This window comes from Stenotrophomonas sp. LST15-1-1.1, from assembly GCF_040815575.1.
GTDB classification, from domain to species: Bacteria; Pseudomonadota; Gammaproteobacteria; order Xanthomonadales; family Xanthomonadaceae; genus Stenotrophomonas; species Stenotrophomonas lactitubi_B.
Genome location: NZ_JBFPNJ010000030.1, coordinates 22,054 through 48,019, shown reverse-complemented (window position 1 = coordinate 48,019; position 25,966 = coordinate 22,054). Strand labels below are relative to the sequence as shown.

Below are 25,966 nucleotides of genomic sequence, written 5' to 3'. Positions count from 1 at the left end.
ACCACGGCGGCACAGGATGGCAACGTCCCCGCTACCGGTACTGCCCATGGATCCGATCGCTCCGTCGCTGGCCCGCCTGCAGCACGTGCAGGTGCGTTACCGCGACCATACCGCCCTGCAAGGCATCGACCTGCAGGTCCGCGCTGGCCAGGTACTGGCCCTGCTGGGCCGCAATGGTGCCGGCAAGAGTACCGCGATCAGCGTGCTGTTGGGCCTGCGCCGCGCCGACGCCGGCCAGGTCGAGCTGCTGGGCGGCGATCCGCAGCAACGCGATCATCGGCTCGGCCTCGGCGTGATGCTGCAGAGCACCAGTCTGCCGCCGATGCTGCAGGTGGATGAACTGGTGGCGCAGGCCAGTGCCTGCTATCCCGATCCATTGCCGCTGGGCGACGTACTGCAGCGTGTGGGCCTGCAGGACCTTGCCCGGCGTCGCTATGGCCAGCTGTCCGGCGGTCAGCAGCGCTGCGTGCAGTTCGCCATCGCCATCTGCGGCCGCCCGCGCGTGCTGTTCCTCGATGAGCCCACCACCGGCCTGGACATCCAGGCGCGGCAGGCGATGTGGCAGGCGATCCGGCAACTGGTGGCCGAAGGCTGCGGCGTGCTGCTGACCACCCACTACCTGGAAGAAGCCGAGGCGCTGGCGCAACGGGTGGTGGTGCTGGAGCAGGGCAGGATACTGGCCGATGCGCCGCTGTCCGAACTGCGCCTGGCCGACCGGCCGCGACGCATCCGCTGCCGCAGCACGCTGGCCGCCGATGAAGTGCAGCACTGGCCCGGCGTCCAGCAGGTGCAGCGCGACGGAGAACATCTGCAGGTGCTGGCCAGCCCGGCCGAGACGGTGGTGGCCCGCCTGCTCGCCGCTGATGCGCAGCTGCGTGAACTGGAAGTACAGGGCGCGGCACTGGCCGACGCCTTCCTCGACCTGACCCGGGAGGCCGCATGAACACGTTGACCCGTACCACCGGCGCCGGTGCAGCGCCTTCCGCCTGGCTGCGTATCCTGCGTCCCTATCGCGCCGAACTGCTGGCAGAGCTGCGTCGCGCTTGGCGCTCGCCGTCGTTCGTGCTGCCCTCGTTGTTGTTTCCGGTGCTGTTCTACCTGTTGTTCGGCGTACTGCTGGGCCGTGGCCACGCGCCGGTCTATCTGCTGGCCACTTATTGCGTGTTCGGCGCGATGGCACCCTCGCTGTTTGGCTTTGGCGTGCAGCTGGCGCTGGACCGCGAAGGCGGCCTGCTGACCCTCAAGCGCGCACTGCCGTTGCCTTCTGCAGCGCCGCTGCTGGCGCGGTTGGCAATGGCCATGCTGTTCGCGGTGCTGATCGCCGCGATGCTGATGGCGGTGGCGTGCCTCTTCGGTGGCGTGCAGCTGCAGGCGGCGCAGGTATTGCAGCTGCTGGCCGTGGCGGCGTTTGCGGCATTGCCGCTGGGGTCGATCGGCCTGCTGATCGGCAGCCATGTCGGCGCCAGCGCGGCACCGGCCATCGTCAACCTGGTCTACCTGCCGCTGGCCCTGCTGTCGGGGCTGTGGCTGCCGTTGTCGGCGTTGCCGACGGTGTTTTCGACGATGGCGCCGCTGTGGCCGACCTGGCACCTGGCGCAGCTGGCCCTGCCCATTCTTGGGCAGCCGGCACATGGCGGTACCGTTGGCCATCTGCTGGTGTTGCTGGGCGTGAGTGCGGTCGCACTGCTGCTGGCGCGCCGTCGCCTGCGCCGGGTCGGCTGAACTGGCATGATCGGCAGCGATCGTCCCCGCCTGGAATCTTCCGTGCCACCGAGCTGGCTTGCGTCCCTGCTGCGCCCCGCCCCGGATTCGGCGGTGGCCGAACTGCTGCGGCGGGGCAAGTCGCCCTGGAGTGGTGCGATCCACCTGCTGTGGTCGGTCTGGATCTTCCTCACCCCGCTGCTCGGGAATGGCTTCACGCTGCGCTGGTTGTTGCTGACGCTGGCCAGCTATCCGTTGTTCCTGCTGTTCTATGCCAAGGTGATGCTGGCGCCACGTCACCACGCCTGGCGCTACGCGCTGGGCATGATTGCGATGGCCCTGGTACTGCTGCCGTGGTATCCGTCGGGACTGAGCTACTTCGTGTTCGGCTGCGTGATGATCCGCATGAGCAGCCGCGGCGGCTGGTGGGTGTACCTGTTGCAGCTCACTGGCCTGAATCTCCTGTTCTGCAGCACCGCGCTCTACTTCGGTTATCCGTGGCAGGCCATGGTGTGGATGCCGGCGGTGTCGTTCATTGTCGGCCTGGTGGTGAACGTGGAGGCCTTGAGCCATCAGCGTGACGTCGCCCTGCAGCTGTCCCAGGATGAGGTGCGGCGCCTGGCGACCACCGCCGAGCGCGAGCGCATCGGCCGTGATCTGCATGACCTGCTGGGGCATACGCTGTCATTGATCACGCTGAAGCTGGAACTGGCGCGCAAGCTGTACGACCGCGATGACGCGCGTGCCCGGCAGGAAATCGGCGAGGCCGAGGACATTGCCCGCGAGGCGCTGGCGCAGGTACGCAGTGCGGTCACCGGCATCCGCGCCAGCGACCTGGCCGGGGAACTGGCCTCGGCACGCCTGCTGCTGGAATGCCAACAGGTACACCTGCAGTACATGCCGCCGCCGCCGATGCCAGTGGAGGTGGAGCGTGGGCTGGCACTGGTGCTGCGCGAGGCGGCGACCAACATCGTGCGCCACGCGCAGGCGACCCGGGTGCAGGTGGATTTCATGCTTGAGGACCGACAGTTGGCAATGCAGATACGCGATGACGGCCGCGGTGGCGTGCAGGCCGAGGGCAATGGACTGTGTGGCATGCGTGAGCGGGCAGCGGCGCTGGGTGGCCAGTTGACGCTGCAGTCGCCGCGCGGGGAAGGCACGGTGCTGACCGTGCGCGTGCCCCTGATGGCCGCGACTGCGCCGCTTTCGCCGGCATCGCTGGCACAGGGAGGCGCGGCATGATCCGCATCCTGCTGGCCGAGGATCAGGCGATGGTGCGTGGCGCATTGTCGGCGTTGCTGGGCCTGGAGCCGGATATCGAGGTACTGGGCAGTGCTGCCGACGGCGAAGCCGCCTGGCGCATGCTGCAGCAGCTGCAGCCGGACATCCTGGTCACCGACATTGAAATGCCCGGGCTGAGCGGGCTGGAGCTGGCCCAGCGCATCGCCCGCCATGAACTGCCGATCAAGGTGGTGATCGTGACCACCTTCGCCCGCGCCGGTTTCCTGCGCCGTGCGCTGGAAGCGGGCGTGCTGGGCTATCTGTTGAAGGATGCACCGGCCGAGAACCTGGCCGAGGCACTGCGCAAGGTGAAGCAGGGGATCCGCGCGATCGACCCGCAGCTGGCCCTGGACGCCTGGTCGCAGGCCGACCCGCTGACCGACCGCGAGCGCCGCGTGCTGCGCCTGGCGGGCGAGGGCCGTACCGCCAGCGAGATCGCCGAGCAGCTGGGGTTGTCGCACGGCACAGTGCGCAATTACCTGTCCGAATGCATCGGCAAGCTGGGCGTGGCCAACAGGATCGAGGCGTATCGGCTGGCGCGGCAGAAGGGGTGGTTGTAGTAGCGTGCGCCGACGCACCGGTAGCGCCGGGCCATGCCCGGCGGATCATTTCCGCGACCGCGGAGGGGTGTCACTTTCTTGCTCGTGCAAGAAAGTAACCAAAGAACACGCCGCCAGGTCGCGAGCCGGTGCTGCGCACCGGTGCCCTGCGCTTCTCGGTGAATCAGGGGACGGCGCCGAACTCGCTGCGCTCAGACATCGGCGCCTCTACGCCCCTGATTCCCCTGCGATGCTCGGCTCGCTAGAAGGCGGACCCAACGTCAAACGCCAGACCTGCACCCAGTAGATCCACGCCATGCGTGGATGCTGTCGCTGTCGCTGTCGCTGTCGCTGTCGCTGTCGCTGTCGCTGTTGCCCTTCCCGTCCGCCTTGAGCGAGCCGAGCACCGCAGGTCCGGCGAGGGCGAAGAGGCGCGGGTGTCTGAGCGCAGCGAGTTCCCGCGCCGTCCCTCGACGGACCGAGGAGCGCAGGGCACCGGCGTGCGAAGCACGTCGGCTCGCGGCCGGCGGAGCGTTTCTTTGGTTACTTTCTTGATGGCGCACATCCCTGTGCGCCCCCCTGCGGGCCGGCTGCGCCGTTCCGCGCTGCTCCTGCAGCGCGGTGCACGAGCAAAGAAAGTGACACCTCCCCGCAGTCGCGGAAATGACCCGCCGGGAACAACCGGCGAACCCCGTCAATCCTTCCCGCGCGCCATCGCCTGGAACACCCCATCGCGGCGCACCCACAGGTGGAACAGCGCCGCACCCACGTGCATCAGCACCGTGGCGAACAACACATAGGCCAGCAGACTGTGCGCATTGCGCAGCGCGGCGTACAGCGCCGGGGTATGCGGCACGATCGGTGGCAGGTGCAGGCCACCGCCCAGCACGATCGGGTAACCGCCGGCCGACAGCATCGCCCAGCCGATCAGCGGCATCGCCAGCATCAACGCGTACAGCATCCAGTGCGAAGCCTTCGCCGCCAGCACCTGCCATGCGGGAAGATCCGCCGGCAGCGGCGGTGGGCGATGGCGCAGGCGGTTGTACAGGCGCAGCACCACCAGCAGCAGGATGGCGATGCCCAGCGGACGGTGCAGGTCGATCAGCATCGGCCGCAGGTGCAGCGAGGCGACCATGGTCACGCCGACGAACAGCATCGCGATGATCATCAGCGCCATGGACCAGTGCAGCACCCGGGCGAGCAGGTTGAAGTGGCCGTTGCCGGTGTTCATTGCGCAGCCTCCTTCGGTTGCTCGACGTTGCCGCTGGCGCGCTCGCGCTCGCGGCGGTTGAACGACTGCGAATACACCGCCGAGCGCGCCGCCAGGATCGGATCATCACTGCCGCGCACGCCGCTCGGCACGATCAGTGGGTCGAAGTTGAGCTGGCCGCAGGCGCCTTCTTCCTGTGACTGCATGCGGTCGAGGCTGAGCACACCGGCCACCACCTGATCGCGCGATTCCGGCCACGGCACCGAGGGATCATCGATGGCATCACCGGGCGCGGCCAGGCTGACCACCAGGTTCCAGCGCACCGGCCCGGTGGCCAGGCGTTGCTGCAGTTCCTGGCTGAGGAAATCGACGTTGGCCTGCTTGCGTGCGTCCGCATCCATCTCCACCACCGGTGCCTGCGGCTGCCAGCGCCAGCGCACCGCGCGCTTCTGCCCCTGAGCGTTGGTGAACCAGAAGCTGTTGACGCTGTTGAAGGTGGTGTTGGCCCAGCTGCTGGTCCACGGTGCACTCTTGGCCCATTGCTGGAAGGCCTGCGCGCTGGGGTACTTTGCCAGCACGGCGGCCATCTTCTGTGGGTCGGGCTTGCCGGTGGCCGGGTCCGGAATCTGCGCGCGCGTCTGCTCGTAGAAGGCTTCGGCGGTGGGCACGGCGAAGAACGGGAAGCTGTTCATCGCCATCCGCCATTCCTGGCCGTCATCGCCGACCATCTGCACCGCGATGCTGCGCACCCGTGCGGTGTTGTCGGCGCCGTAGGGGTCACCGCCGCCGATCGACAGCCTGCCCATCACCGGCACGCGCGCCTGCGAGAACACCCGCGCACTGGACAGCGTTGGTGCCTGCGCGCTGGGTTCGAACCAACCACTCACGCACACGCCCTTGCTGTGCGCGCGGCGGAAGCCGGGATGCGCAGGGCCGGTGGCCTCGATGGTGTCGGTGAAGCGCTGTGCGGTCAGCCGGTCGCGGCCGATCCAGCCGGCCAACCAGGCGAAAGCGAGGGCGACGACGCCCAGGATCAGTGCGATCAGGGCGATCCAAGGCAGCGGTGAATGCGTGCGCGGTGACTGCGGCCCTTGGCCGGCGCGGGTGTAGCGGAAGAGCGACATGGTCGGAGTCCTGCCTTCACGGACGTGTGGGGGGGCGACCACCACATCCTCGCAGAACCCTTCCAGGCCCGGTATTCAAATTTTCGTCAAATCTGCCCCGCGATGCAGTGCCGACCAAGGTCGGCACCCACCGGAATTGCGGATCAGCACCCGCACCGGCATCGGTAGCGCCGGGCCATGCCCGGCGGCTGCATCAGGCGTAACGCGCTTTCAGCATCGCCCAGGCCGAACGCAGGGCCAGGGCTTCACCACCGGCCGGGCGGCCCGGGCGCTCGCCATCGTTCCAGGCATACACGTCCAGATGTGCCCAGCGCTGACCATCTTCCAGGAAGCGTTCCAGGTACAGCGCGGCGGTGACCGAGCCGGCCATGCGCGAACCGGCATTGGCCAGATCGGCGATGCCGCTGCTGAGGTAACGCAGGTAGGGGCGCCACAGCGGCATGCGCCACACCGGGTCGCGAGTGGCGTCGCCCGCCTGCAGCCACTGCTGGGCAACCGTGTCATCGTTGCTGAACAGCGCCGGCAGATCGGGGCCCAGCGCGATGCGTGCCGCGCCGGTCAGGGTGGCGAAGTCCAGCACCAGGTCCGGCTTCTGCTCGCCGGCGAAGGTCAGCGCGTCGCACAGGATCACCCGGCCTTCGGCGTCGGTGTTGTCGATCTCCACGCTCAGGCCCTTGCGGGTGGCGATCACTTCGCCCGGACGGAAGGCATCCGGACCGATCGCATTTTCCACCGCCGGAACCAGCAGCGTCAGGCGCACCGGCAACTGCTGGGCCATCACCAGCCCGGCCAGCGCCAGCGCGTGTGCGGCGCCGCCCATGTCCTTCTTCATGTTGCGCATGCCATCGGCCGGCTTGATGTCCAGGCCGCCGGTATCGAAGCACACGCCCTTGCCGACCAGCGCCAGCGCCGGGTCGGACTCCTTGCCCCAGCGCAGCACGATCAGCCGCGGTGCGCGGTGCGAGGCACGGCCCACCGCATGGATGGCCGGGAAGTTCTGCGCCAGCAGTTCGTCGCCGGTGATGGCTTCAACCTGCGCACCATGCGCTTCAGCCAGGGCACGCGCGGCGTCTTCCAGCTGCTGGGGGCCCATGTCTTCGGTCGGCGTGTTGACCCAATCACGCACGCGCAGGCTGGCGGCGATCAGGTCGGCCACCTCGCCGGTCGGTGCGGCAACCAGCTGGGCCGGCGTGCGGTTGCGCTTGCGGTAGCGGTCGAAGCGGTAACTGCCCAGGCCCCAGCCCAGCTGCAGCAGCGCCTGTTCGGCGGCCGGCAGTTCGCTGGCCAGCTGCCACACGCTGCCTTCCGGCAGGGCATGCGGTGCATGGGCGTAGCTGTAGGCATCGCCGCGATCGCCAACGCCGATCACCGCGCCCGCAAGGCCATCGGCGCCGGGCAGCAGCGCGACGGAATGCGCGCCGGCAGTGAACCCCTGCGACTTCAACCACGCCTGGGTTGCAGCGGACTGGCTGTTCTTCCACGCCTCGAACTGGCTGCGGTCCAGCACGTGCAACGGCAGCGCGGCGGTGGTGTCGGCGGTGAAACCAGTGATCTCGCTCATGCGTCAGGTACTCCGGGATTCGTCAGCGTCGGCGGCGTCGAGGTTGGCATCGAGCCAATCGGCCAGGCCGGTGAGGGTGTCGAACTGCAGGTCAGGTTGCAGCTGCGGATGGTTCCAGGTGGCCGCTTCGCGGTTGATCCAGCAGCCGCGCAGGCCGGCAGCCATCGCGCCGGCCACGTCCATCTCGACGTGGTCGCCCACGTGCAGCACCTGCGCCGGGGCGACGCCCAGGCGCTCGCAGGCAGCGTGGAAAATGCTCGCTTCGGGCTTGGCCGCGCCATGCTCGCGCGCGCCCAGCTGGAAGCTGAAGTGGTGGGCCAGGCCGATCCGTTCCAGGTCGGCGTTGCCGTTGCTCAACGCGGCCACCGGCACCCGCGCGGCGATCCGCGCCAGGGCGTCGAGCGCATCGGGGTAGCACTCCACCTGGTTGCGCGCGGCGTAGAACACTTCATACGCCGGTTCCAGAAGATCCAGGCTGGCGCCACTGTTTTCCAGCGCCTCCTGGATTGTCAGCCGGCGCAGCGCGCTCAGGTCGAAATGCAGGTGGGGGTTGTCGCGGAACGAGCGCTCGCGCAGTTCGCGCATGGCCGCCACCGGATACATCGCGGCGGTGGCGGGGCTGTGTTCACGCATCCAGTCGAACAGGACCTGGTCGATGCGGGCGCCGATCGGAGCGAACGGCCACAGCGTATCGTCGAGGTCGAGGGTGATGGCAAGGACAGGAAATTTCACCCCGCCATTCTACGCCTGCCCGCGCGCGCTTTCATGCGCGCGACGGGCAGGGGGCGCTGCAGGGTGCGTCAGCGCAGGTCGTAGGAGCAGCTGATGGTGGTCTGGCCGTCGAACCGCCGCACATCCAGGTTGTGCCGGCCCACTTCCCGCGTGTAGCTGCCCGCCACTGGGTCGGACAGCTTCGCCAGTGCCGCGATCTGTTCGACGCTGGCGGTGCTGAAGTACGCGGTGAAACTGTCGACGCCATCCTCGCCGCTGTCGCCGTCATACGCCTGCAGCCGGTTCACTGGCTGGCCCAGCACCATCAGCGGCGTGGTCAACAGGAACTCACCGCTGGACTCCCCGTTTTCCGCCCGCAGCGGCGGCGGCGCCAGCAACTGGGCGATCGTTTCGAACTGCTTGGGGCTGAGGTGGCGCTGGCAGGTGACCGCTTCGACCAGCTGGGCACGCGCCTGCTCGATTGCCGGTGGCGTCGCGGCGAAAGCAGGGGTGGCAAGGCAGGCAAGGGCGAGGCAGCGCGTGGCGAACGAGGTCATCCGAACGGATCCATCCGAAAAAAGGGGGACTATTCTGCCAGTTCTGCCCTTGTTTCCGGCCCTGCCATCGGCGCGATGACTGCCTTGGCCGGCTCACTCCAGCAAGCGCGCCCAGCCCTGCATGCCCTCCAGTCGTGCCAGCACCAGCTTGATGCACACCAGCAGTGGCACCGCCAGCAGCAGGCCGATCATGCCCCAGGCCCAGCCGAACACCATCAGTGCCAGGATCAGCACCAGTGGTGACAGTTTCATCTGCCGGCCAAGCACGATCGGCGTCACCAGCTGCCCTTCAAGGGTATGCAGGGTCAGGTAGGCGGCCGCAGGCAGCAGCGCCTGCAGCGGGTCGCGGAACTCGACGAAGCCCATCAGCAGCATCAACGCGACGCCGAGCAGCGGGCCGACATAGGGGGCGAAGTTCAACAGCGCTGCCACGGTGCCCCACAGCAGTGCTTCCTGCAGGCCGATGCCCAGCAGCATCAGCACGCCGGCCAACAGCAGGCCGACCACGGTGTTGATCACGCTGATGGTCAATACATAGCGCGATACCTCATGTTCGATCGAGCGCAGGATGTCGCTGGTGAAGCGCTGCTGCTGCCGGTTCGGGAACAGGGCGATCGCCGCGCGCTGCAGGCTCTGGCCGTAGATCATGAAGAACAATGTCAGCAGCACCACGGCCAGCACCGAGGCGGCCAGCCGCGGCGCGCGCGTCAGCATGCGGTAGGGGTCGTCCAGCTGGGTGCGGATCACCTGCACCTTGCGGTTGCCGTCGCCACCGGCCACGCGCGCGAAATTCTCCGCCGCCTGGTTGGCCTGCTGCACCGGCTTGGTCAGGTCCTGCACCTGGCGCGCGACCTTGCGCAGCTGCTGCGGTGCTTCCTGTGCCCAGTCCATCGCCGGGCCGATCAGCTGCACCGCCAAGGCGCCGGTCACGCCCAGTCCGGCGCCCAGCACCAGCAGGGCGCCAAGGGCGCGCGGAATCCACAGCTTCTGCAGCAGGCGCAGGATCGGGTTGCCGACCAGGGCGAAGAACATCGCCAGCAGGACCGGCAGGATGATGTCCTGTGCCGCCCACAGGGTGAACGCCACGGCGAGGGTCGCCAGTATCACCAGCGACATCGGGCCACGTGGGCGGGAGGCGGGAGGCAGCGGTGCGGGGGCGTCCGGCGCAGGCGACGACGGGGACAACAGGGACTCGCTCATCGACATACCGACCGGGAAAAGAAGCCCATTATCGACCCGCCGCGATCAACGCGGCGGGTAAGGATCATCAACGTTCGGACATCTCGGTGGCCGCTTCGGCCGGACGCGGCCCACGCAGCTCGGTGTCGACCGAGGGCGCCGGCTGCGCTGCCGGTCTTGCTGCCGGCCGTGCAGCTGCGGGCGCCGGCTGCTCGGTGGCCTCATCCGCCTGGTCGGCGGCGTCGTCCGCGGTTTCCGCCGCCTGCGCCGCCACCACGGTGGCGAACGCGGCCTGCGCGCTGGCGAACAGGCTGGACACCGAACCCACCATCTGCAGCCAACGCGCACCGTTGACCTTGCCAGGAACCTCCAGCTTGCCGGCAATGAAACCTCCCGCCAGGCCCACCAGCACGATGCGCAGTGGCGACCAGCCCTGTCGCCAGACCTGGCTGAGCACGCCCCAGTTGTCCTGGGTTTCGCCAATGCGCACGGCCATCACCTGTTCGCAGCGCTTTACCCGCCGCTGCAGTGCACCGAACTTCATGGCTTGCCCTCCGGAATCTGCACGCCGGCATCGGGATCATCATCGCTGGGCTCATCGAACAGGCCCAAGCGGGACAACTGGCGCCGGGTGGCGTGCATGCCGGTGTGGTGGAAGAAGTACGAAACCCGCCAGATCGCATAGCCGGTGACGGCCAGGCTCAGCAACGAGGTGATCAGCAGCGCCTGCAGCCAGCTCAGGCCGAGGCTCTGCAGCAGGGCGATCAGGGTGGCGGCCATCAACAACCAGGCCGAGGCGCCGAACACGATGGCGACGCCGGCCCAGGCCAATGCACGCCCGAATGCGCTGCGTGCAAGCGCGAAGTCCGCCGACGCCAACCGGCGCAGCGAACGCAGCGAGTGCTTGGCCGAATCGACGGTCGCCCGGCCGGCAGCGCCGACCTGGCGGATGCTCTCGTCCAACGGCGGCGTGGCCGCCGGATCAGGACGTTGCGTGGTGTCTTCGCTCACGCCGCAGCTTACTTGTCGCTGCCGCGGGCCAGCTTGGCGATGATCCAGCCGGTAGCGAAGGCCACGCCGAACGAGGCCAGCGGACGTTCGCGGATCAGTTCAGCGGCGCTGTCGATCAGGTCCTTGCCCTTGTCCATCAGTGCGTCGACCTGTTCCTTGGCGGCGGCACCACCGAACTCGGCGGCAGCCAGGCCCGACAGCGCGCTGTCGGACAGTTCAGCCTTGACGTTGGCCTTGCCGATGCGCAGTTCGTCAGTCGCGGCACCGGTAGCGCCCTTGATCGCACCGCCGGCAGCGCTGGCGGCCTGCTTCAGGTGGGAACCGGCTTCACCCAGGTGGTCCTTCAGGTTTTCGGTATTGGTGGGGCTCATCGAATCACTCCTGTTGCGATGGGGGAACGGGCGATCGGCTCAGCCGACCTGGACATACAGCAATAGCATCACGGGGGTATAGGGGGCGTTACGGCCAGGCGATCACCGCATCACCAACTGGCCCTGCTGCTGGCCATTGTTGCGCAGCACGCGCAGCACCAGGGTTGGCGGGCGCTGCTGGAAATTGGCGCGCCAGCTGGCCAGGTCGGCGAATTCGCCAACCGTGGCATCGGTGATGATGTCGCCCTGCTGCAGGCCATTGGTCGCCGCGCGGCTGCCGCGCTTGACCTCGCTGACCAGCACCCCGCCCACGCCGGACTGGCGCAGCGATTCGGGCAGGTCGACGAAGCTGGCACCGGTCAGGCGCGGGTCCAGGCTCTCGCCGCTGACCACGCGCGCCTGTTCCTTCAGCGTTGCCTTGATCTGCAGCGGCTTGCCTTCGCGGCGGACGTCGAGGGTCAGCACGCTGCCCACCGCCGCCAGGCCTTCCACGTTGTGCAGTGCTTCGGCACTGTCCACCCGCTGGCCGTTGGCCGAGACCACCACGTCGCCCGGCTTCAGCCCTGCGGCGGCACCGGCCGAACCGGCCAGCACGCGGGTCACCAGTGCGCCACGGGTTTCGCCCAGGCCCAGGCCTTGCGCGATCTGCGCGCTCAGGTTCTGGCTTTCGATACCCAGCGTGCCGCGCACCACCACGCCATGCTTGACCAGCTGGTCGACCACGCTGCGGGCCAGGTTCGATGGAATCGCCAGGCCCAGGCCGATGTTGCCGGCCATGCTGCCCTGCGGATTGAAGCTGGCGGTGTTGATGCCCACCAGCTGGCCCTGCAGGTTGACCAGCGCGCCACCGGAGTTGCCCGGATTGATCGATGCATCGGTCTGGATGAAGTTCTGGTAGCCCAGCCCGCGGATGCCACTGCGGCCTACCGCCGAGACGATGCCCGAGGTGACCGTCTGGCTGAAACCGAACGGATTGCCGATGGCGACCACGAAGTCGCCCACCCGCAGCTGGTCGCTGTTGCCCAGCTTGATGTCGGTCAGGTTCTGCGCCGGAATGCGGATCAGCGCGATGTCGGTGTCGCGGTCCGAGCCGAGGAATTCGGCCTTGACCGTGCGCCCATCGGCCAGTGTCACCTGCACGTCATCGGCATTGTCGATGACGTGGTGGTTGGTCAGCACCAGGCCTTCGGTGGCATCGATGATGACGCCCGAACCGAGCGATTCGTTGATCCGCTCCTGCGGAATGTCCGGGAACAGGCGGCGGAAGAACGGGTCGTTGAAGAACGGGTTGCGTACCCGCACCACCTGCTTGGTGTTGACGCTGACCACCGCCGGCATGGCTTTTTCCAGCATCGGCGCAAGCGATGGCACCGCCTGCCCGGCGACCGATGCTGGCAGCGCTGCGGTGGTGGGCAGTACCGCCGGCAGCGGAGCGGCATCGGCACGGTTGTCCAGGTGCGCGTTGAGGCCGGTGGCAACGAAGCCGCCGAAGGCAGCGGCGATTGCGAGCGTAAGCAGGGTGGGAAGCGGTCGCATGGGAGTCGGTTCGCAGGCTGGGGTGGGGGCCGTTGACGCATACGGTAGAACAAGCTGAATGAGTGTGTCGCGATCTGGATAAATGCCCCATGAAAATCCGACCCGTGCCGAGGGCGCCGGGAAGGTGCCGCGCGTGCCGTAACGTCGATCGCGACAGCCGCAAGCGAGCGTCGCAAGGCAAGCGGACGGTGCCGTGACACACCGCGATACTTGCGCAGTTCCGCGCATCCTGACCTTGCAGTGACGCTCATCGCGGCGTGGACGTGTTGCTGCTGCCAGGCCAGCATCGGCATGCCGGCAGCAGGCAGGTCGCGCAGCACACTGCTTAAAAAAAGGGGTTTCCTGACTGCGCGGCGCGTCAGCCGTCGCTATCGCTTACATCAGTTGCGTCGCACCGGATGCGATTGACTGGCCATGCCCGTTCCACGATAGCCATTGTCGGTATAGCATCGCCCCGTTTTGACAATCCAGGCCCCTAGGAGGGCAACATGAGCAACGGTAATGGTGTGTCGGTCGTGACCGACGCCGTCGAGAACGTGAAAGAAACCGCCACCAACGTCGGCGAGACCATCGCCCACGCCGCCGAAGACGCAGTGAAGTCGGTCAAGAAGACCGTCAAGCGCGCCCGCAAGGCTGCCACCACCCGCGTCGCCAAGGCCAAGAAGGTCGTGGCCAAGGTCGAGAAGACCGTTGCCAAGAAGGCCGAGAAGGCCGCCAAGTCGGTCGGCAAGACCGTTGCCAACGCCAAGAAGAAGCTGGAAGCGGCCAAGAAGAACGCCAAGGCCGAAGCGGCTGCCCTGAAGAAGGAAGTGGCCAAGAAGAAGGCGGCTGCCGGCAAGACCGTGACCAAGAAGGCTGCTGCTGCCAAGAAGACCACCAAGGCTGCCGGTAAGAAGGTCGCCACCGTGAAGAAGGCCGCCACCAAGAAGGTTGCGACCGCCAAGAAGGCTGTGGCCAAGAAGACCGCTGCTGCCAAGAAGGTTGTCGGCAAGAAGGTTGTCGGCAAGAAGGTTGCGACCGCCAAGAAGGCTGTAGCCAAGAAGACTGTGGCCGCCAAGAAGGTTGTCGGCAAGAAGGTCGCCGGCAAGAAGACCGTCGCTGCCAAGAAGGTCGTCGGCAAGAAGACCGTCGCCGCCAAGAAGGTTGTCGGCAAGAAGACCGTCGCTGCCAAGAAGGTTGTCGGCAAGAAGACCGTCGCTGCGAAGAAGGTTGTCGGCAAGAAGACTGCCGCTGCCAAGAAGGTCGTCGGCAAGAAGACCGCCGTCGCCAAGAAGGTTGTCGGCAAGAAGGTCGCCGCTACCCGCAAGACCGTGGCCAAGAAGGCTGCACCGCTGAAGAAGGCCGTGGCCAAGAAGGCTCCGGCCAAGAAGGCCGTGCGCAAGGCTGCCAAGCGCAAGTAATCGCGCGTGGTTCGAAGGCCCTTCCGCTCATCGGGCGGGAGGGCCTTCTGCGTTTTCGGGGGCGCTCATCCGCGCCTGACGTGGATCTGCGGCCGCAGGCTGGGGCAAGATGAAGGTCTTCCGCAGGAGCTGTGACCATGCGCGGTATCGATTTCAGTTCCTGGCAGGGCGTGCTGTCCACCCTGGCCGGGCTGGTTCTGATCACCCTGCTCGGCGTGGGAATCCGCCTGCTGGTGATGCAGACCCTGCAGCAGCGCCGCGAACGCGAGAACCGCCAGATCAACGAGCGGCTGCGTACCTTGATGGCGGCCTACAAGACGCTGGGCGGTTCCTTCACCGGTGAGCTGGGGGTCGACCCGGCCCATCTGCGTGACCTGCGCCAGCGCGCCCACGAAGAAGGCATCGCCGAGCCGGGCTCGGATCGGGCAAGGCGCATCCGCGACGCGGTCGAAGCGGCCTTGTCGGACATCCTGCTGCTGGGCACCGACGAGCAGGTACGGCTGGCCGCGCGCGCTGCCAGTGAACTGGCACAGGGGCGTGCGGTGCACACACACGAACTGGTGATCTCGCTGCGCGACTTCGTCCGCGAAGCGCTGGACCTTGCGCCGGTGCCGGCCGACCTGGAGATCCCGCGCCAAGGGCCCACCCGCCCTGCGGGCAGCGGGGGCGGAAGTGGCAAGGGCCGCAACGAAGGCGAAGGCAAGGGAGGTCGCACCGGTGGCGGTGGCGGTGGCGGCGGCATGGGCGCCGGAATGGGCGGGCTGGGTGTTGGCGCAGGTGCTGCGCTGGGTGCGGGCCATGCGGCCGGTGAGGATGAAGCGGGCGCCCGCTGAGGACGCCCGCCCGGGTCAGTGCTTGAGTTCGAAGATCGGCTCGAATCCGCCGTAGATCATCCGCGCACCGTCGAACGGCATGGGATTCTTCGCCGGGTCCAACCGCGGGTCCTCCATCATTTTCTGCATGCCTGCATCGCGGGTGGCCTTGTCCGGCCACTCGATCCAGGAAAACACCACCGTTTCCTCCGCCGTGGCTTTCACCGCGCCGAAGAAGTCGGTGGTCTTGCCGTGCGGCACGTCATCGCCCCAGCACTCGACCACACGCAGCGCGCCGTATTCAATGAAAACGGGATCACCTGCACGTGCATGGGCGAGGAACTTCTCCTTGTTGGCGGTAGGCACTGCCAGTACGAAACCATCGATGTAGCTCATCGCTTGCCTCCGGAATGGACCGTGCCAGGTGCACGGCCTTCATTGAGTCGACGCTGCAGGGCGCGGGAAATCGACATCGTCTACCCCACCGTCGAATCGAAGCGCGTGCGCGCACCGCGCGCGTATGCCTGAGCCTTGCTGAATCAATGCAAAAAATTCAGCAATGCGAAGACCGCTGTTTTCAGGGAGCGTTGTGGCGAATAACGGAGAATTTACATTCCCGATGCGATGGCGCCCTGGCGCTGCTGCACACCATAAGAAAGTAAAAGGTGTACCCCCATGAAGAATTCGCTGATTGCTCTGGCTCTGGCCGCTGCCCTGCCGTTCACCGCTTCGGCTGCTGAGAACCTGTCCTACAACTACGCCGAGGCTGACTACGCCAAGACCGACGTTGACGGCATCAAGGCTGATGGCTGGGGCGTGAAGGGTTCCTACGGCTTCCTGCCGAACTTCCATGCTTTCGGCGAGTACAGCCGTCAGGAAGTCGACCACACCAACATCAAGGTTGACCAGTGGAAGGTCGGTGCCGGTTACAACGTCGAAATCGCTCCGTCGACCGACTTCGTTGCCCGCGTTGCCTACCAGAAGTTCGACCGCAAGCACGGCCTGGATTTCAACGGCTACAGCGCTGAAGCCGGTATCCGTACCGCGTTCGGCGCCCACGCTGAGGTCTACGGCCTGGTCGGTTACGAAGACTACTCGAAGAAGCACGGCATCGACATCGACAGCCAGTGGTACGGCCGTCTGGGTGGCCAGGTCAAGCTGAACCAGAACTGGGGCCTGAACGGCGAGCTGAAGATGAACCGTCACGGCGACAAGGAATACACCGTCGGCCCGCGCTTCAGCTGGTAATTGCATCTACGGCGCCCCCGCTCGCCGTTCATGCTGCAACAGGCCCGGCATTGCCGGGCCTGTTGCGTTGTGCAGGAATCAAAACAGAGTCTGACTGCGATGCACGGCTCATGTTGCATTGCAATGAATTGGATTCCGCCACTGCCGGTGGCGGCCTACGGTGGATATCCCGTGCTGCCGGATACACCGCTATGCCGCCCGTACTCCCACCGTTGCTCCCTGATCGGCCGCGCCATCTGGCACTACTGGATCCGCATCCGGTGCTGCGGCTGGGGGTGGAGGTGTTGCTGCGCCAGCAGAACGGCGTGCACGTGCGGGGCAGCTACGCCAACGAACGTGACCTGTTGCAACTGCTGGAAAGCGAACCCGGCTGCGTTGACCTGCTGGTGATCGATGCACTTCCGCTTGGGGATCTTGGCGATGGCCTGCAGCTGCTGCGCGGGTTGTCCAGACGCTGGCCCAGCGTGCCGATACTGGTGCTGTCGGCACACTGCAATGCCAGCACCGTGGCCACGGCGATGCAGGCCGGCGCCCGCGGTTTCCTGTCCAAGGCGACCACACCGGAAATGCTGCTGCGCGCGGTGGACGTGGTGGCCCGCGGGGGGCGTTTCGTGCCCCCGGATCTGCGCACCCAGCTGAATCGATCACGCTCGCGACGCATGTCGGCGCCCACCCTGGCGCCACTGAGCCAGCGTGAACGTGAAGTGCTGCGGTTGGTGCTGCAAGGGTGCAGCACCGGCGAAGTGGCCCGGCGCTTCCAGCGCTCGGCCAGCACGATCAGCACGCAGAAGAAGACGGCCTACCAGAAGCTTGGCATCCGCAGCGATGTCGAACTGTTCCGCATCCGCCACCTGCTCGAGTGCGGCTGACGGGCGCGCTTACTCGCCCTGGTACTGCTTTTCCTCGACCAGCGCCGAACCGGCGACACGGTTGATCTCGTTCTTCACCTGCACGCGTTCGCCATTGGTGCCGTACACGCCGCGCGCCAGCTGGATGAACGCCTCGTCGAACACCTGCGCCGCTTCCTTGTCGCGCAGCTGGTCCTGGATCTCCCACATGCGCTCGTTGATGGCCTTCAGCTGCGTCTTCAGCGCGGCCAGTGCCGGCTGCGCGTCAAGCTGCAGCTGCAGCAGCGGCAGCAGGCCGTCAAGCTCGGTGCGCACGTTGGCCAGCTTGGTTGCGTCGTCGATGCGCTCGGCCTTGATCTCGAGAATGGTGATCTTGTCGATCAGCTCGCCGATCGATACCGGGGTCAGGATGGCGTCCACGGGATTGGTTCCTGGAAATAGGCCCGCATGATACCGCGCTCACCGCGGCGCGGATTTACGCTGAATTTGCGCTGGCACGGCGGCATCGCCATCGAACCGTTACGGCCATGCCGTCGACACTGCCGTCCCGGCGGACAGACCGCCTTCGACGAGGAAGTGAGTGCAGTGAAGAGCAAGGGGATGATCGTGGCCAGCGCGGCCGCACTGGCGGGGCTGCTGTGCGCCGGCAGCGTGCAGGCGCAGGTGCAGGTGAGTGGCACGGCGGCATTGACCAGCGACTATGTGTGGCGCGGCAGCTCGCAGAGCGACGGCGATCCGGCCGCGCAGGTGGGGGCAAAGGTGACGGTGGGTTCGGGCTGGTATGCGAGCGCGTGGGGCTCGAATGTCTCGTTCATGCCGGACAACGGTGCGCGCAGCGAGTTCGATCTGGTCGCCGGCTGGTCCGGCGCGCTGTCGCCGGACTGGAGCCTGGATGCGAACCTCACCCGGTATGTCTATCCGGGCACCGGCCGCGCCCTGGACTGGACCGAACTCAATGTCACCACCACCTGGAAGCAACGCGCCTGGCTGCAGGTTGCCCACTCCAACGATGCCCTGGCCGGCGGCCATCGCGGCACCTACGCGCAGCTGGGCGTGCGGGTACCGTTGAACGAGCGCGTGCGCTTGGAAGCAGCGGTGGGGCAGTACTGGCTGGCCACCGCACAGGGGCCGGACTACCTGCATGGCCAGCTCAGTGCCATCGCCACGTTGACGCCGGCCTGGGAACTGCGCGCCACCGTGCATGACACCGACAGCGCCGCCAAACGGTTGTTCCCGGGCAATGCGGGTGGACGCTGGGAGCTGGCGCTGCAGGGCAGCTTCTAGTCGGCCGATGTTGCCTGGCGGGTGCGCCAGGCGGAGGGCAGCCACACCAGCAGGGCCAGTACCGCCACCGCGGTACCGGCCACGCACACACCGGTCCAGCCGAAGCGCTGGTAGACCTGCGCCGACAGCAGCGAGCCCAGCGAGCCACCGATGAAATAGCCGGTCATGTAACCGGCATTGAGGCGATTGCGTGCCTCCGGCTGCAGCGCGTAGATCAGGTTCTGGTTGCTGACATGCAGCAGCTGCGCGGCCAGGTCCAGCACCACCACGCCGATCAGCAGCGCCAGCAGCGAGTGCGCCGACAGCCCCAGCGGCAGCCAGGACAGCAGCAACAGCACCAGCGCAATGGCCGTGGCTCGACCGGTCTGGCCACGGTCGGACATGCGCCCGGCCAGGCCGGCAGCCAGGGTGCCGGCGGCTCCCACCAGGCCGAACAGGCCGATGGTGGCGTCGCTGTAGGCATACGGCGGCTGCGCCAGCAGGAAGGCCAACGGTGTCCAGAAGATCGCGAACATCGCAAAGCTGCAGGCACCGAGCAGCGTGCGCTGGCGCAGCACCGGTTCCTGCAGGAACAACGTGCCGATCGAACGCAGCAACGCGAAATAGCCCAGCCCGGCGGTGTGGTGGAAGCGCGGCAGGCCGCGCTGCAGGGCCAGCGCGGTCAGCACCAGCGTACCTGCAGCGATCGCATAGACCAGGCGCCAGTCGCCCAGGCTCGACAGCAGCCCGGCCACGGTGCGTGCCAGCAGGATGCCCAGCAGCAGTCCGCTCATCAGGGTGCCGACCACACGGCCGCGATGCTCCGGCGCGGCCAGGGTAGCGGCGAACGGCACCAGTACCTGCGCCACCACCGAGAACAACCCGGTGATCGCGGTTCCGGCCAGCAGCCACGGCAACGACGGCGCGCATGCGCTGATCACCAGTCCGCTGGCCGACAACAACGTCATCACCACGATCAGCCGGCGGCGCTCGAACAGATCACCCAACGGCACCAGCAGGATCAGGCCGGCGGCGTAGCTCAACTGGGCAGCGGTCACCACCATGCCGACCTGGCCGAACGGCACGCCGAAGGCATCGGCGATGGTATGCAGCAACGGCTGCGCGTAGTAATTGCTGGCTACCGCGACGCCGGTGGCGACCGCCATCAACAGGATCTGCCAACGCTGCAGGGGAGGAAGGGAAGGGGACACGCGATGTTCCGTGAAACAGGGCAGTACAGTGTCCGCCTGCTGCGGGCATGATGGAAATGAATCATCATCATCCCTGTCATCTGGAATTGAGATACTGGCGTGAACCTCAAGCAGCTCGAGTTCGCCGTGGCCCTGGCGGAAGAAGGCAACTTCACCCGTGCGGCCGCGCGCTGCCACGTGGTGCAGTCTGCCCTGAGCCATCAGATCGCCCATCTGGAGCAGGAACTGGGCACGGTGTTGTTCGAGCGGCTGCCGCGCCAGGTGCGTGCTACGGCCGCGGGCGAAGCGTTGCTGGTGCACGCGCGGCAGGTACTGGCCAGCCTGCGCCACCTGCGTGCCGACGTCGCCGCCGTCAGTGGTGAGGTGCGCGGGCTGCTGGCGATCGGGCAGATCTCGTCGCTGACCGGCATCGACGTGGTCGCGATGCTGGCGGCCTTCCAGCAGCAGCATCCGCAGGTCGAATTCCAGTTGCGGGTGGACAAGAGCGAGACCCTGCTGGAGCAGGTGCAGTCACGTGCATTGGACGTGGCGCTGGTGGGGCTGGCACCGTCGGCCGATCTTGAAGGCGTCTGCCACCAGATGCTGCAGGAAGAGGATCTGGTGGCCGTGCTGTCACCGCAGCATCGGCTGGCCACGCGGCTCCGGTTGCCGTTGGCGGCGCTGCAGGATGAGGCCCTGGTCGATTTCCCGCGGGGGACCGGCGCGCGCCGGCAGACCGATGATGCGTTCGCCGCAGCGGGCCTGCCGCATCAGGTGCGTTTCGAGGTCAACCTGATGGAACTGGTCGAGCGCTTCGTCCGCCACGGCCTGGCGGTGGGCATCGTGCCGGTGCGGATCGCCGACGGTTTCGAAGGGGTGGTGCAGGTGCCGCTGCAACCGACCCCGACCCGGCACGTACATCTGATCTGGCAGCGCCTGCCGACGCCAGCCGCACGCGCCTTCGTCGATGCCGTGCTCAGCCGCGCAGGTGCAGGCTCAGGCCCTTGAGGAAGTTGCGCAGCATCTGGTCCAGGCAGCGCCGATAGTTCTTGTGGCCGGGCTGGCGGAACAGCGCGCCGAGTTCGGATTTGGAGACATTGAAGCCGATGCTGGTGAAGATCTCCATCATGTCGACATCGCGCAGCTGGAAGGCCACGCGCAGCTTCTTCAGCACCAGATTGTTGTCGATGCGGGTTTCCACCGCGCGCGGGGCCTGGCCCTCATCCTGACCGCGCAGGTGCAGGATCAGGCCATCAAGGAAGTGCGCCAGCGCACTGTCGCTCATCGGCTGGAAGCCCGGCTCGTCTTCACGCAGCAGCCAGGCCTTGGCCTGCTCGACATCCACCTCGAACGCCGGATCGGCCATCTGGCACAGGGTCACCACGTGGTGGTCGCCGAGGTCCAGGGAGTAGCGCACGCTGCGCAGCACATCGTTATTGATCATGGCCCATTGTACCGGCCCGGCGGCTGTAACCGGACTGTCACCGGATTGCAGCATCGTGAGCGCTGTTCTGCAGAGACTCTTCCCGATGCGCCGGTATCTCCTTTCCGTTCTGCTGGTCGCCAGCAGCTTCGCCGCCACCGCCCAGGACCGTTTCGTGCCCGTGGAGCAGCGTCTCAGCGCGGCCCAGCTGGCTGAAGTGGGCCTGGACGCGACCCAGCTGCAGACCCTGAACCGCGTGCTGCGCGAGGCCGAGGCGTCGACGCCCGCCCCCACGCGCGCGCCGATAGCCGCCAGCACCGGCGCACCCTTGCCGGCCAACGTTCCCGCCCCGGCGGCCATGCACCTGGGCCTGGAAGAGGGCCCGGTCAGCGCCCGCGTGGTCGGCGACGTTGCGGGCTGGGAGCCGGGCACGGTGTTCACCCTCGACAACGGCCAGCAGTGGCAGGTGATGAAGGGCCAGATGAAGCTGCGCAAGACCCTGCAGGCGCCGCAGATCGAGGTGATCCCGGGTATCGCGGGGCGCTGGTTCCTGCAGGTTGACGAAGACCTGCCGAAGGCACGCGTGTTCCGCCTGCGCTGACCGCGCGCGACGCAGCGGGCCGATCAGGCAACGCAGCCGTGGACCGACGGTGCCAGAATGGCGGTCTGGTTTCCCACGGAGTTGTCTGATGACCCGAACCGTCCTGATTACCGGCGCCACCTCCGGCTTCGGCGCCGCTGCCGTCCACCGCTTCGCCCAGGCGGGCTGGAAAGTGATCGCCACCGGCCGTCGCAGCGAGCGCCTGCAGCCGCTGGTCGAGCGTTACGGCAAGGAGGTGGTGCACGCGGCCGTGTTCGACGTGCGTGATCCGATCGCGATGGAAGCGGCGCTGCTGGCACTGCCGCCGGCCTTCGGTGACATCGACCTGCTGGTCAACAATGCCGGTCTCGCCCAGGGCACCGCGCCGGCGCAGAGCGCCAGCCTGAAGGACTGGACGACGATGATCGACACCAACATCACCGCGCTGGTCACCCTGACCCATCGCCTGTTGCCGCAGCTGGTGGAGCGCAAGGGCGCCATCATCAACATTTCGTCGGTGGCCGGTGTCTATCCGTATCCGGGCGGCAATGCCTATGGCGGCACCAAGGCCTTCGTCAGCCAGTTCTCGCTGGGCCTGCGTTCGGACCTGCACGGTACCGGCGTGCGGGTGACCACCATCGAGCCGGGCATGGCCGAAACCGAGTTCACCGTGGTCCGCACCCATGGCGACCAGGTCGCCTCGGACAAGCTGTACACCGGCGCCAACCCGATGACCGCCGAGGACATCGCCGAGCAGATCTTCTGGGTAGCGAGCCTGCCGCCGCACCTGAACATCAATCGCCTGGAACTGATGCCGGTCAGCCAGTCGTTCGCCGGCTTCCAGGTTGCCCGCGAGGGCTGATCCGCGCCCTGGATGCGTTCTGTAAAGCCGAGCTGATGCTCGGCTTGATGGACGATCAGCCGAGCGTTGGCTCGGCTCTACAGGCAAAAAAAAAGCCGGGCAATGCCCGGCTTTTTCGTTCATGCCCGCAGACTTACTGTGCCTTGATCGCCATCGCCTGCAGGCCGGTGCCATCCAGCTTCTGCTTGGCTTCGGAAAGCTCACCGGCGCTGCCATACGGCCCCATGCGTACGCGGTACACGGTCTTGCCGTTGATCTGCGCCGACTCCACGCGTGCGGCCAGGCCCATCATCGCCAGCTTGGCCTTGGTTGCTTCGGCATCGCCGGAAGCGCCGAATGCACCTGCCTGCAGGATGTAGCGGGCATTGTCGGCCGGTGCCGGGGCTGCCGCAGCGCTGGCGGCGGCCGGCGCGGCTTCGCTGCGTGCCGCAGGAGCGGCAGCAACGGTGCTGGTGCTGGCCGGCGCGGTGGTACCGGCCGCTGGCGTCGCTGCCGCCGGGCGTTCACTGACCGGGGTCGGCAGTGGACGGCTGGTGGCGGTCACCGGCGCGGTGCTGGCAACGCTCGCGGTCGCTGCAGGTGCGGTGGCCGCAACCGCGGGTACCGGCTTGCCTTCCAGTGCTGCCTGCGCGCGCTGCGCTTCGGCCTTGGCCCGGCGCTGGTCTTCGGCACGCGCGCTGGCGGCCAGTTCGGCATCGGACATCTCAACTTCCTTGCCCGGCAGCAAGGTGTAGAAGTCGTACTGGGTGGCGGCCGGCTTTTCCGGTTCGGCCGGTTTCGGCGTGGCCGGCTGTGCGGCCGGCTGGGTGCCGACATCGCTTTCGCCATCGGCCACCGGCGCCGGCTGCGCGTTCGGGTTCGGCTGCGGACCGGCGCGCAGGAAGCCATCGCCCTCGCCCTTGAACAGGTTCGGCGCCGCCAGGAACACCACGGCGGCGATCGCCACGCCGGCAACCAGCCACACCCATCCGGGCGTGCCTTGGCTGCTGTTGCGCCGAGCCTGTGTCTTGCCGCGTCGTGCTGCCATGTCTACTGCGTCTCCTGAGACTTACATTTTTTCCGGGGCGGAAACGCCCAGGAGGTCGAGGCCGTTGGCCAGTACCTGGCGCGCCGCGCAGGCCAGGGTCAACTTGGCATTGCGATCGGTCGCGTCGTCCACCAGCACCGGCGTCCCGTGATACCACGTGTGGAACGCGTGCGCCAATTCGCGCAGGTACTGCGCGACCAGGTGCGGCTCCAGCGCCACGCCGGCCGCTTCCACCACTTCCGGATAACGCGAGATCTCGTTCATCAGGGCCAGCGATGCGTCATCGGCCAGGCGGCCCAGGTTGGACAGGCCGGTGCCCTGTTCGTAGACCAGACCCTTCTCCTGCGCCTGGCGCAGCAGGCTGCAGACGCGGGCATGCGCGTACTGCACGTAGAACACCGGGTTGTCGTTGCTCTGCTGGCGGGCCAGGTCGATGTCGAAGGTCAGCTGCGAATCGGGCTTGCGCGCGATCAGGAACCAGCGGGTCGCGTCGCGGCCGGCTTCTTCGATCAGGTCGCGCAGGGTGAAGTAGCTGCCGGCACGCTTGGACAGCTTCACTTCCTCGCCGCCGCGCATGACGGTCACCATCTGGTGCAGCACGTATTCCGGCCAGCCCTGCGGGATGCCCACTTCCATCGCCTGCAGGCCGGCACGCACGCGCGCCAGCGAACCGTGGTGGTCCGCGCCCAGCTCGGTGATCGCGCGCTCGTAGCCGCGCTGCCACTTCGACAGGTGGTAGGCCACGTCCGGCACGAAGTAGGTGAAGGTGCCGTCGGACTTGCGCATCACGCGGTCCTTGTCGTCACCAAAATCGGTGCTGCGCAGCCACAGCGCGCCGCCTTCTTCATAGGTGTGGCCCGACGCCTGCAGCTTGGCCACTGCCTCGGCAACCTTGCCATCGGCGTACAGCGAGCTTTCCAGGAAGTAGATGTCGAAATCCACGCCGAACGCGGCCAGGTCCAGGTTCTGCTCGTTGCGCAGGTACGCCACGGCGAAGCGACGGATCGCCTGCATGTCGTCCGGGTCCTTCGCACCGACCACGAGGGTGCCTTCCAGGTCGACGCTGGCGCCGGACATGTAGGCGCGCGCCACGTCGGCGATGTAGTCGCCGCGATAGCCGCCTTCCGGCCAGCCTTCCTGGTCCGGAGCGATGCCCTTCACCCGGGCCTGGGTCGACAGCGCCAGGTTCTCGATCTGCACGCCGGCATCGTTGTAGTAGAACTCGCGCTTGGCGTTCCAGCCGTTGGCATCGAGCACGCGTGCCACGCAGTCGCCGATGGCCGCAGCGCGGCCGTGGCCGACATGCAGCGGACCGGTCGGGTTGGCCGACACATACTCCACGCCCACCGTGCGGCCATTGCCGGACAGGTTGCGGCCGTAATCGGCGCCTTCCTTGATCACGGTGACGGCTTCACGCTGGTACGCGGCCGGTGCCAGGTGGAAATTGATGAAACCAGGACCGGCGATCTCGACCTTGCTGACGTCTTCGCTGCGCGGCAGCGCCTCGACCAGCGCCTGCGCCACTGCGCGCGGATTGCTGCGCGCGGCTTTGGCCAGCAGCATCGCGGCGTTGGTGGCGAAGTCGCCATGGTCGCGGGTCTTCGGGCGCTCGACCACGAAGTCCGGCGGCAGGGAGTCGACGGGCAGGGTGCCATTGGCGCGCAAGGCTTCGATGCCTTGGCTGATCAGGGCGCGGAGGAGATTTTTCACGAGGCCTGCTGTGAGAATGAGCGGCGGAATCGCCCATTTTAGCGCAGATGCCGGCCCCAACGCTGACCGGGGCCTGCCTGCCAGGGCGGGCGTGGCCGCCTGTTGCCGCGGGGATCATCCGACCAGGCGAGCCTGAAGCGGCGGGAGAAGGCCTCGTTCAGCAAACGAAACGGGACGCCCCTCGCCCACCACGAAGTGGTCCAGCAGGCGGATGTCGACCAGGGCGAGGGCCCGCTGCAGTTCCTCGGTGATCTGAGCGTCCGCGGCCGAGGGTTCCGGGTCGCCGGAGGGATGGTTATGGCTGAGGATGACCGCAGCGGCGTTGTGCAGCAGGGCTCTGCGCACCACTTCGCGGGGGTAGACCGGGGCTGCGTTGATGGTGCCGGCGAACAGTTCCTCGCAGGCGATCAGGCGGTGGCGGTTGTCCAGGAACAACACCACGAACAGTTCGCGGGCCTGCCCGCGCAGGCGGTGCTGCAGGTAACGGCCGACGGCGGCAGGATTGTTGCCGACCGATTCGCCCTGCTGCAGTTCAGCGGCCAGGTAGCGATGGGCCAGCTCCAGCCCCGCGGCCAGCGTACAGCTGCGCGCCGGCCCCAGGCCGGGCAGTTTCGACAGTTCGCGGGCGGGGCGGTCCAGCAGCACCCGCAATGGACCGTGGGCAAGCAGCAGATCGCGCGCGGTCTGTACCGCATCCCGACCGCCAATGCCCGAGCCCAGGAACAGGGCCAGCAGTTCGGCGTCTGACAGTGACGTGGGGCCCCGGGCCAACAGCTTTTCGCGGGGACGCTCTTCTTCGGGCCATTCATGGATGGGCATGGC

Annotated in this window: 29 protein-coding genes; 12 read left to right on the top strand and 17 right to left on the bottom strand. The window is 67.3% G+C overall.

Annotation, left to right across the window (positions count from 1 at the left end):
• Positions 1 to 46 precede the first annotated feature (46 nt).
• Genes MRBLST15_RS15045 through MRBLST15_RS15030 form a run of 4 tightly spaced genes read left to right on the top strand, consistent with a single transcriptional unit; the run spans position 47 to position 3,542 of the window.
• Positions 47 to 943, top strand: coding sequence for an ABC transporter ATP-binding protein (locus tag MRBLST15_RS15045; RefSeq protein ID WP_367786541.1), 897 nt, complete (start codon positions 47 to 49; stop codon positions 941 to 943).
• A complete protein-coding gene (locus MRBLST15_RS15040; RefSeq protein WP_367786539.1) occupies positions 940 to 1,722 on the top strand; it encodes an ABC transporter permease in 783 nt (260 codons plus the stop codon). The genes MRBLST15_RS15045 and MRBLST15_RS15040 overlap by 4 nt, the downstream gene beginning before the upstream one ends.
• 6 nt (positions 1,723 to 1,728) lie before the next feature.
• The gene (locus MRBLST15_RS15035) at positions 1,729 to 2,943 is read left to right on the top strand and encodes a sensor histidine kinase (protein ID WP_367786537.1); all 1,215 of its coding nucleotides are present in this window, start codon (positions 1,729 to 1,731) and stop codon (positions 2,941 to 2,943) included.
• A complete protein-coding gene (locus MRBLST15_RS15030) occupies positions 2,940 to 3,542 on the top strand; it encodes a response regulator transcription factor (RefSeq protein WP_025878350.1) in 603 nt (200 codons plus the stop codon). Before MRBLST15_RS15035 ends, MRBLST15_RS15030 begins: the two co-directional genes overlap by 4 nt.
• 673 nt (positions 3,543 to 4,215) lie before the next feature.
• Here the strand turns inward: MRBLST15_RS15030 and MRBLST15_RS15025 are convergent.
• The 10 genes from MRBLST15_RS15025 to MRBLST15_RS14980 form a co-directional block, all read right to left on the bottom strand.
• On the bottom strand, positions 4,216 to 4,752 hold the full coding sequence (locus MRBLST15_RS15025) for a cytochrome b (RefSeq protein WP_100554479.1): 537 nt from the start codon (positions 4,750 to 4,752) through the stop codon (positions 4,216 to 4,218).
• On the bottom strand, positions 4,749 to 5,855 hold the full coding sequence (locus MRBLST15_RS15020; RefSeq protein ID WP_367786535.1) for a catalase family peroxidase: 1,107 nt from the start codon (positions 5,853 to 5,855) through the stop codon (positions 4,749 to 4,751). The genes MRBLST15_RS15025 and MRBLST15_RS15020 overlap by 4 nt, the downstream gene beginning before the upstream one ends.
• A 193-nt stretch (positions 5,856 to 6,048) precedes the next feature.
• A complete protein-coding gene (locus MRBLST15_RS15015) occupies positions 6,049 to 7,416 on the bottom strand; it encodes a leucyl aminopeptidase family protein (protein ID WP_265952122.1) in 1,368 nt (455 codons plus the stop codon).
• Positions 7,417 to 7,419: 3 nt separating this feature from the next.
• Positions 7,420 to 8,148 (bottom strand): HAD family hydrolase, encoded by a 729-nt coding sequence (locus MRBLST15_RS15010; protein ID WP_265952121.1) that lies wholly within the window; start codon positions 8,146 to 8,148, stop codon positions 7,420 to 7,422.
• Between the two features lie 68 nt (positions 8,149 to 8,216).
• Positions 8,217 to 8,684, bottom strand: a complete 468-nt coding sequence (locus MRBLST15_RS15005) for a hypothetical protein (RefSeq protein ID WP_346558826.1) — start codon at positions 8,682 to 8,684, stop codon at positions 8,217 to 8,219.
• Between the two features lie 93 nt (positions 8,685 to 8,777).
• Entirely contained in the window at positions 8,778 to 9,884 is a 1,107-nt protein-coding gene (locus MRBLST15_RS15000) for an AI-2E family transporter (RefSeq protein ID WP_100461931.1), read from the bottom strand.
• A gap of 67 nt (positions 9,885 to 9,951) precedes the next feature.
• Complete coding sequence (locus MRBLST15_RS14995; RefSeq protein ID WP_265952119.1) at positions 9,952 to 10,407, bottom strand: protein sip-5; 456 nt, start codon at positions 10,405 to 10,407, stop codon at positions 9,952 to 9,954.
• A complete protein-coding gene (locus tag MRBLST15_RS14990) occupies positions 10,404 to 10,874 on the bottom strand; it encodes a phage holin family protein (protein ID WP_265952118.1) in 471 nt (156 codons plus the stop codon). The genes MRBLST15_RS14995 and MRBLST15_RS14990 overlap by 4 nt, the downstream gene beginning before the upstream one ends.
• Before the next feature lie 8 nt (positions 10,875 to 10,882).
• Positions 10,883 to 11,245, bottom strand: coding sequence for a hypothetical protein (locus MRBLST15_RS14985; RefSeq protein WP_025878359.1), 363 nt, complete (start codon positions 11,243 to 11,245; stop codon positions 10,883 to 10,885).
• Between the two features lie 102 nt (positions 11,246 to 11,347).
• Entirely contained in the window at positions 11,348 to 12,781 is a 1,434-nt protein-coding gene (locus MRBLST15_RS14980) for a Do family serine endopeptidase (RefSeq protein WP_099819644.1), read from the bottom strand.
• A 488-nt stretch (positions 12,782 to 13,269) separates the two neighbouring features.
• Here MRBLST15_RS14980 and MRBLST15_RS14975 point away from each other — a divergent pair, with 488 nt between their 5' ends.
• Positions 13,270 to 14,181 carry a histone gene (locus MRBLST15_RS14975; protein WP_312705474.1) on the top strand — a complete coding sequence of 304 codons (912 nt, stop codon included), beginning with the start codon at positions 13,270 to 13,272 and terminating at the stop codon, positions 14,179 to 14,181.
• A 137-nt stretch (positions 14,182 to 14,318) separates the two neighbouring features.
• Positions 14,319 to 15,014: a hypothetical protein gene (locus tag MRBLST15_RS14970; protein WP_367786530.1), complete on the top strand. Its 696-nt coding sequence runs from the start codon at positions 14,319 to 14,321 to the stop codon at positions 15,012 to 15,014.
• A 15-nt stretch (positions 15,015 to 15,029) separates the two neighbouring features.
• Here the strand turns inward: MRBLST15_RS14970 and MRBLST15_RS14965 are convergent, their stop codons facing one another.
• A complete protein-coding gene (locus MRBLST15_RS14965) occupies positions 15,030 to 15,389 on the bottom strand; it encodes a DUF1428 domain-containing protein (RefSeq protein ID WP_312705472.1) in 360 nt (119 codons plus the stop codon).
• 279 nt (positions 15,390 to 15,668) lie between these two features.
• Here MRBLST15_RS14965 and MRBLST15_RS14960 point away from each other — a divergent pair, with 279 nt between their 5' ends.
• Positions 15,669 to 16,241 (top strand): Ax21 family protein, encoded by a 573-nt coding sequence (locus MRBLST15_RS14960; RefSeq protein ID WP_265953114.1) that lies wholly within the window; start codon positions 15,669 to 15,671, stop codon positions 16,239 to 16,241.
• A 191-nt stretch (positions 16,242 to 16,432) separates the two neighbouring features.
• Positions 16,433 to 17,110: a response regulator transcription factor gene (locus tag MRBLST15_RS14955; protein ID WP_265953115.1), complete on the top strand. Its 678-nt coding sequence runs from the start codon at positions 16,433 to 16,435 to the stop codon at positions 17,108 to 17,110.
• 9 nt (positions 17,111 to 17,119) lie between these two features.
• Here MRBLST15_RS14955 and MRBLST15_RS14950 read toward each other — a convergent pair whose 3' ends face one another.
• Positions 17,120 to 17,509 (bottom strand): DUF6165 family protein, encoded by a 390-nt coding sequence (locus MRBLST15_RS14950; protein ID WP_312705471.1) that lies wholly within the window; start codon positions 17,507 to 17,509, stop codon positions 17,120 to 17,122.
• Positions 17,510 to 17,674: 165 nt separating this feature from the next.
• Here MRBLST15_RS14950 and MRBLST15_RS14945 point away from each other — a divergent pair, with 165 nt between their 5' ends.
• Positions 17,675 to 18,373 (top strand): TorF family putative porin, encoded by a 699-nt coding sequence (locus tag MRBLST15_RS14945; protein ID WP_312705470.1) that lies wholly within the window; start codon positions 17,675 to 17,677, stop codon positions 18,371 to 18,373.
• Here MRBLST15_RS14945 and MRBLST15_RS14940 read toward each other — a convergent pair.
• The gene (locus tag MRBLST15_RS14940) at positions 18,370 to 19,518 is read right to left on the bottom strand and encodes an MFS transporter (RefSeq protein WP_414716145.1); all 1,149 of its coding nucleotides are present in this window, start codon (positions 19,516 to 19,518) and stop codon (positions 18,370 to 18,372) included. The two genes, MRBLST15_RS14945 and MRBLST15_RS14940, sit on opposite strands and share 4 nt — an antisense overlap.
• 144 nt (positions 19,519 to 19,662) lie before the next feature.
• On the opposite strand from MRBLST15_RS14940, the gene MRBLST15_RS14935 reads away from it, so the two are divergent.
• A complete protein-coding gene (locus tag MRBLST15_RS14935; RefSeq protein ID WP_367786527.1) occupies positions 19,663 to 20,550 on the top strand; it encodes a LysR family transcriptional regulator in 888 nt (295 codons plus the stop codon).
• On the opposite strand, the gene MRBLST15_RS14930 is transcribed toward MRBLST15_RS14935, so the two are convergent.
• On the bottom strand, positions 20,519 to 20,986 hold the full coding sequence (locus tag MRBLST15_RS14930; RefSeq protein ID WP_367786525.1) for a DUF1456 family protein: 468 nt from the start codon (positions 20,984 to 20,986) through the stop codon (positions 20,519 to 20,521). The two genes, MRBLST15_RS14935 and MRBLST15_RS14930, sit on opposite strands and share 32 nt — an antisense overlap.
• An 85-nt stretch (positions 20,987 to 21,071) precedes the next feature.
• On the opposite strand from MRBLST15_RS14930, the gene MRBLST15_RS14925 reads away from it, so the two are divergent.
• The gene (locus MRBLST15_RS14925; protein ID WP_265953119.1) at positions 21,072 to 21,566 is read left to right on the top strand and encodes a hypothetical protein; all 495 of its coding nucleotides are present in this window, start codon (positions 21,072 to 21,074) and stop codon (positions 21,564 to 21,566) included.
• 88 nt (positions 21,567 to 21,654) lie between these two features.
• Positions 21,655 to 22,407, top strand: coding sequence for an SDR family NAD(P)-dependent oxidoreductase (locus tag MRBLST15_RS14920; protein WP_089241353.1), 753 nt, complete (start codon positions 21,655 to 21,657; stop codon positions 22,405 to 22,407).
• Between the two features lie 133 nt (positions 22,408 to 22,540).
• Here MRBLST15_RS14920 and MRBLST15_RS14915 read toward each other — a convergent pair whose 3' ends face one another.
• The 3 genes from MRBLST15_RS14915 to radC all read right to left on the bottom strand — a co-directional run bounded on the left by MRBLST15_RS14915 (position 22,541) and on the right by radC (position 25,963).
• Complete coding sequence (locus tag MRBLST15_RS14915; RefSeq protein WP_367786522.1) at positions 22,541 to 23,434, bottom strand: SPOR domain-containing protein; 894 nt, start codon at positions 23,432 to 23,434, stop codon at positions 22,541 to 22,543.
• A gap of 21 nt (positions 23,435 to 23,455) precedes the next feature.
• Entirely contained in the window at positions 23,456 to 25,144 is a 1,689-nt protein-coding gene (gene argS, locus MRBLST15_RS14910; protein ID WP_367786520.1) for an arginine--tRNA ligase, read from the bottom strand.
• Positions 25,145 to 25,258: 114 nt separating this feature from the next.
• Positions 25,259 to 25,963: a RadC family protein gene (gene radC / locus MRBLST15_RS14905; RefSeq protein ID WP_265953122.1), complete on the bottom strand. Its 705-nt coding sequence runs from the start codon at positions 25,961 to 25,963 to the stop codon at positions 25,259 to 25,261.
• Positions 25,964 to 25,966: the final 3 nt, after the last annotated feature.

Excerpts from the sequence above, each read along its gene's own strand:
- MRBLST15_RS15045 (WP_367786541.1), top strand. The coding sequence starts at position 47 with ATGGATCCGATCGCTCCGTCGCTGGCCCGCCTGCAGCACGTGCAGGTG.
- MRBLST15_RS15040 (WP_367786539.1), top strand. The coding sequence starts at position 940 with ATGAACACGTTGACCCGTACCACCGGCGCCGGTGCAGCGCCTTCCGCC.
- MRBLST15_RS15035 (WP_367786537.1), top strand. The coding sequence starts at position 1,729 with ATGATCGGCAGCGATCGTCCCCGCCTGGAATCTTCCGTGCCACCGAGC.
- MRBLST15_RS15030 (WP_025878350.1), top strand. The coding sequence starts at position 2,940 with ATGATCCGCATCCTGCTGGCCGAGGATCAGGCGATGGTGCGTGGCGCA.
- MRBLST15_RS15025 (WP_100554479.1), bottom strand. The coding sequence starts at position 4,752 with ATGAACACCGGCAACGGCCACTTCAACCTGCTCGCCCGGGTGCTGCAC.
- MRBLST15_RS15020 (WP_367786535.1), bottom strand. The coding sequence starts at position 5,855 with ATGTCGCTCTTCCGCTACACCCGCGCCGGCCAAGGGCCGCAGTCACCG.
- MRBLST15_RS15015 (WP_265952122.1), bottom strand. The coding sequence starts at position 7,416 with ATGAGCGAGATCACTGGTTTCACCGCCGACACCACCGCCGCGCTGCCG.
- MRBLST15_RS15005 (WP_346558826.1), bottom strand. The coding sequence starts at position 8,684 with ATGACCTCGTTCGCCACGCGCTGCCTCGCCCTTGCCTGCCTTGCCACC.
- MRBLST15_RS15000 (WP_100461931.1), bottom strand. The coding sequence starts at position 9,884 with ATGAGCGAGTCCCTGTTGTCCCCGTCGTCGCCTGCGCCGGACGCCCCC.
- MRBLST15_RS14995 (WP_265952119.1), bottom strand. The coding sequence starts at position 10,407 with ATGAAGTTCGGTGCACTGCAGCGGCGGGTAAAGCGCTGCGAACAGGTG.
- MRBLST15_RS14985 (WP_025878359.1), bottom strand. The coding sequence starts at position 11,245 with ATGAGCCCCACCAATACCGAAAACCTGAAGGACCACCTGGGTGAAGCC.
- MRBLST15_RS14980 (WP_099819644.1), bottom strand. The coding sequence starts at position 12,781 with ATGCGACCGCTTCCCACCCTGCTTACGCTCGCAATCGCCGCTGCCTTC.
- MRBLST15_RS14975 (WP_312705474.1), top strand. The coding sequence starts at position 13,270 with ATGAGCAACGGTAATGGTGTGTCGGTCGTGACCGACGCCGTCGAGAAC.
- MRBLST15_RS14970 (WP_367786530.1), top strand. The coding sequence starts at position 14,319 with ATGCGCGGTATCGATTTCAGTTCCTGGCAGGGCGTGCTGTCCACCCTG.
- MRBLST15_RS14965 (WP_312705472.1), bottom strand. The coding sequence starts at position 15,389 with ATGAGCTACATCGATGGTTTCGTACTGGCAGTGCCTACCGCCAACAAG.
- MRBLST15_RS14960 (WP_265953114.1), top strand. The coding sequence starts at position 15,669 with ATGAAGAATTCGCTGATTGCTCTGGCTCTGGCCGCTGCCCTGCCGTTC.
- MRBLST15_RS14955 (WP_265953115.1), top strand. The coding sequence starts at position 16,433 with ATGCCGCCCGTACTCCCACCGTTGCTCCCTGATCGGCCGCGCCATCTG.
- MRBLST15_RS14940 (WP_414716145.1), bottom strand. The coding sequence starts at position 19,518 with ATGGCGGTCGCCACCGGCGTCGCGGTAGCCAGCAATTACTACGCGCAG.
- MRBLST15_RS14930 (WP_367786525.1), bottom strand. The coding sequence starts at position 20,986 with ATGATCAATAACGATGTGCTGCGCAGCGTGCGCTACTCCCTGGACCTC.
- MRBLST15_RS14925 (WP_265953119.1), top strand. The coding sequence starts at position 21,072 with ATGCGCCGGTATCTCCTTTCCGTTCTGCTGGTCGCCAGCAGCTTCGCC.
- MRBLST15_RS14920 (WP_089241353.1), top strand. The coding sequence starts at position 21,655 with ATGACCCGAACCGTCCTGATTACCGGCGCCACCTCCGGCTTCGGCGCC.
- MRBLST15_RS14915 (WP_367786522.1), bottom strand. The coding sequence starts at position 23,434 with ATGGCAGCACGACGCGGCAAGACACAGGCTCGGCGCAACAGCAGCCAA.
- radC (WP_265953122.1), bottom strand. The coding sequence starts at position 25,963 with ATGCCCATCCATGAATGGCCCGAAGAAGAGCGTCCCCGCGAAAAGCTG.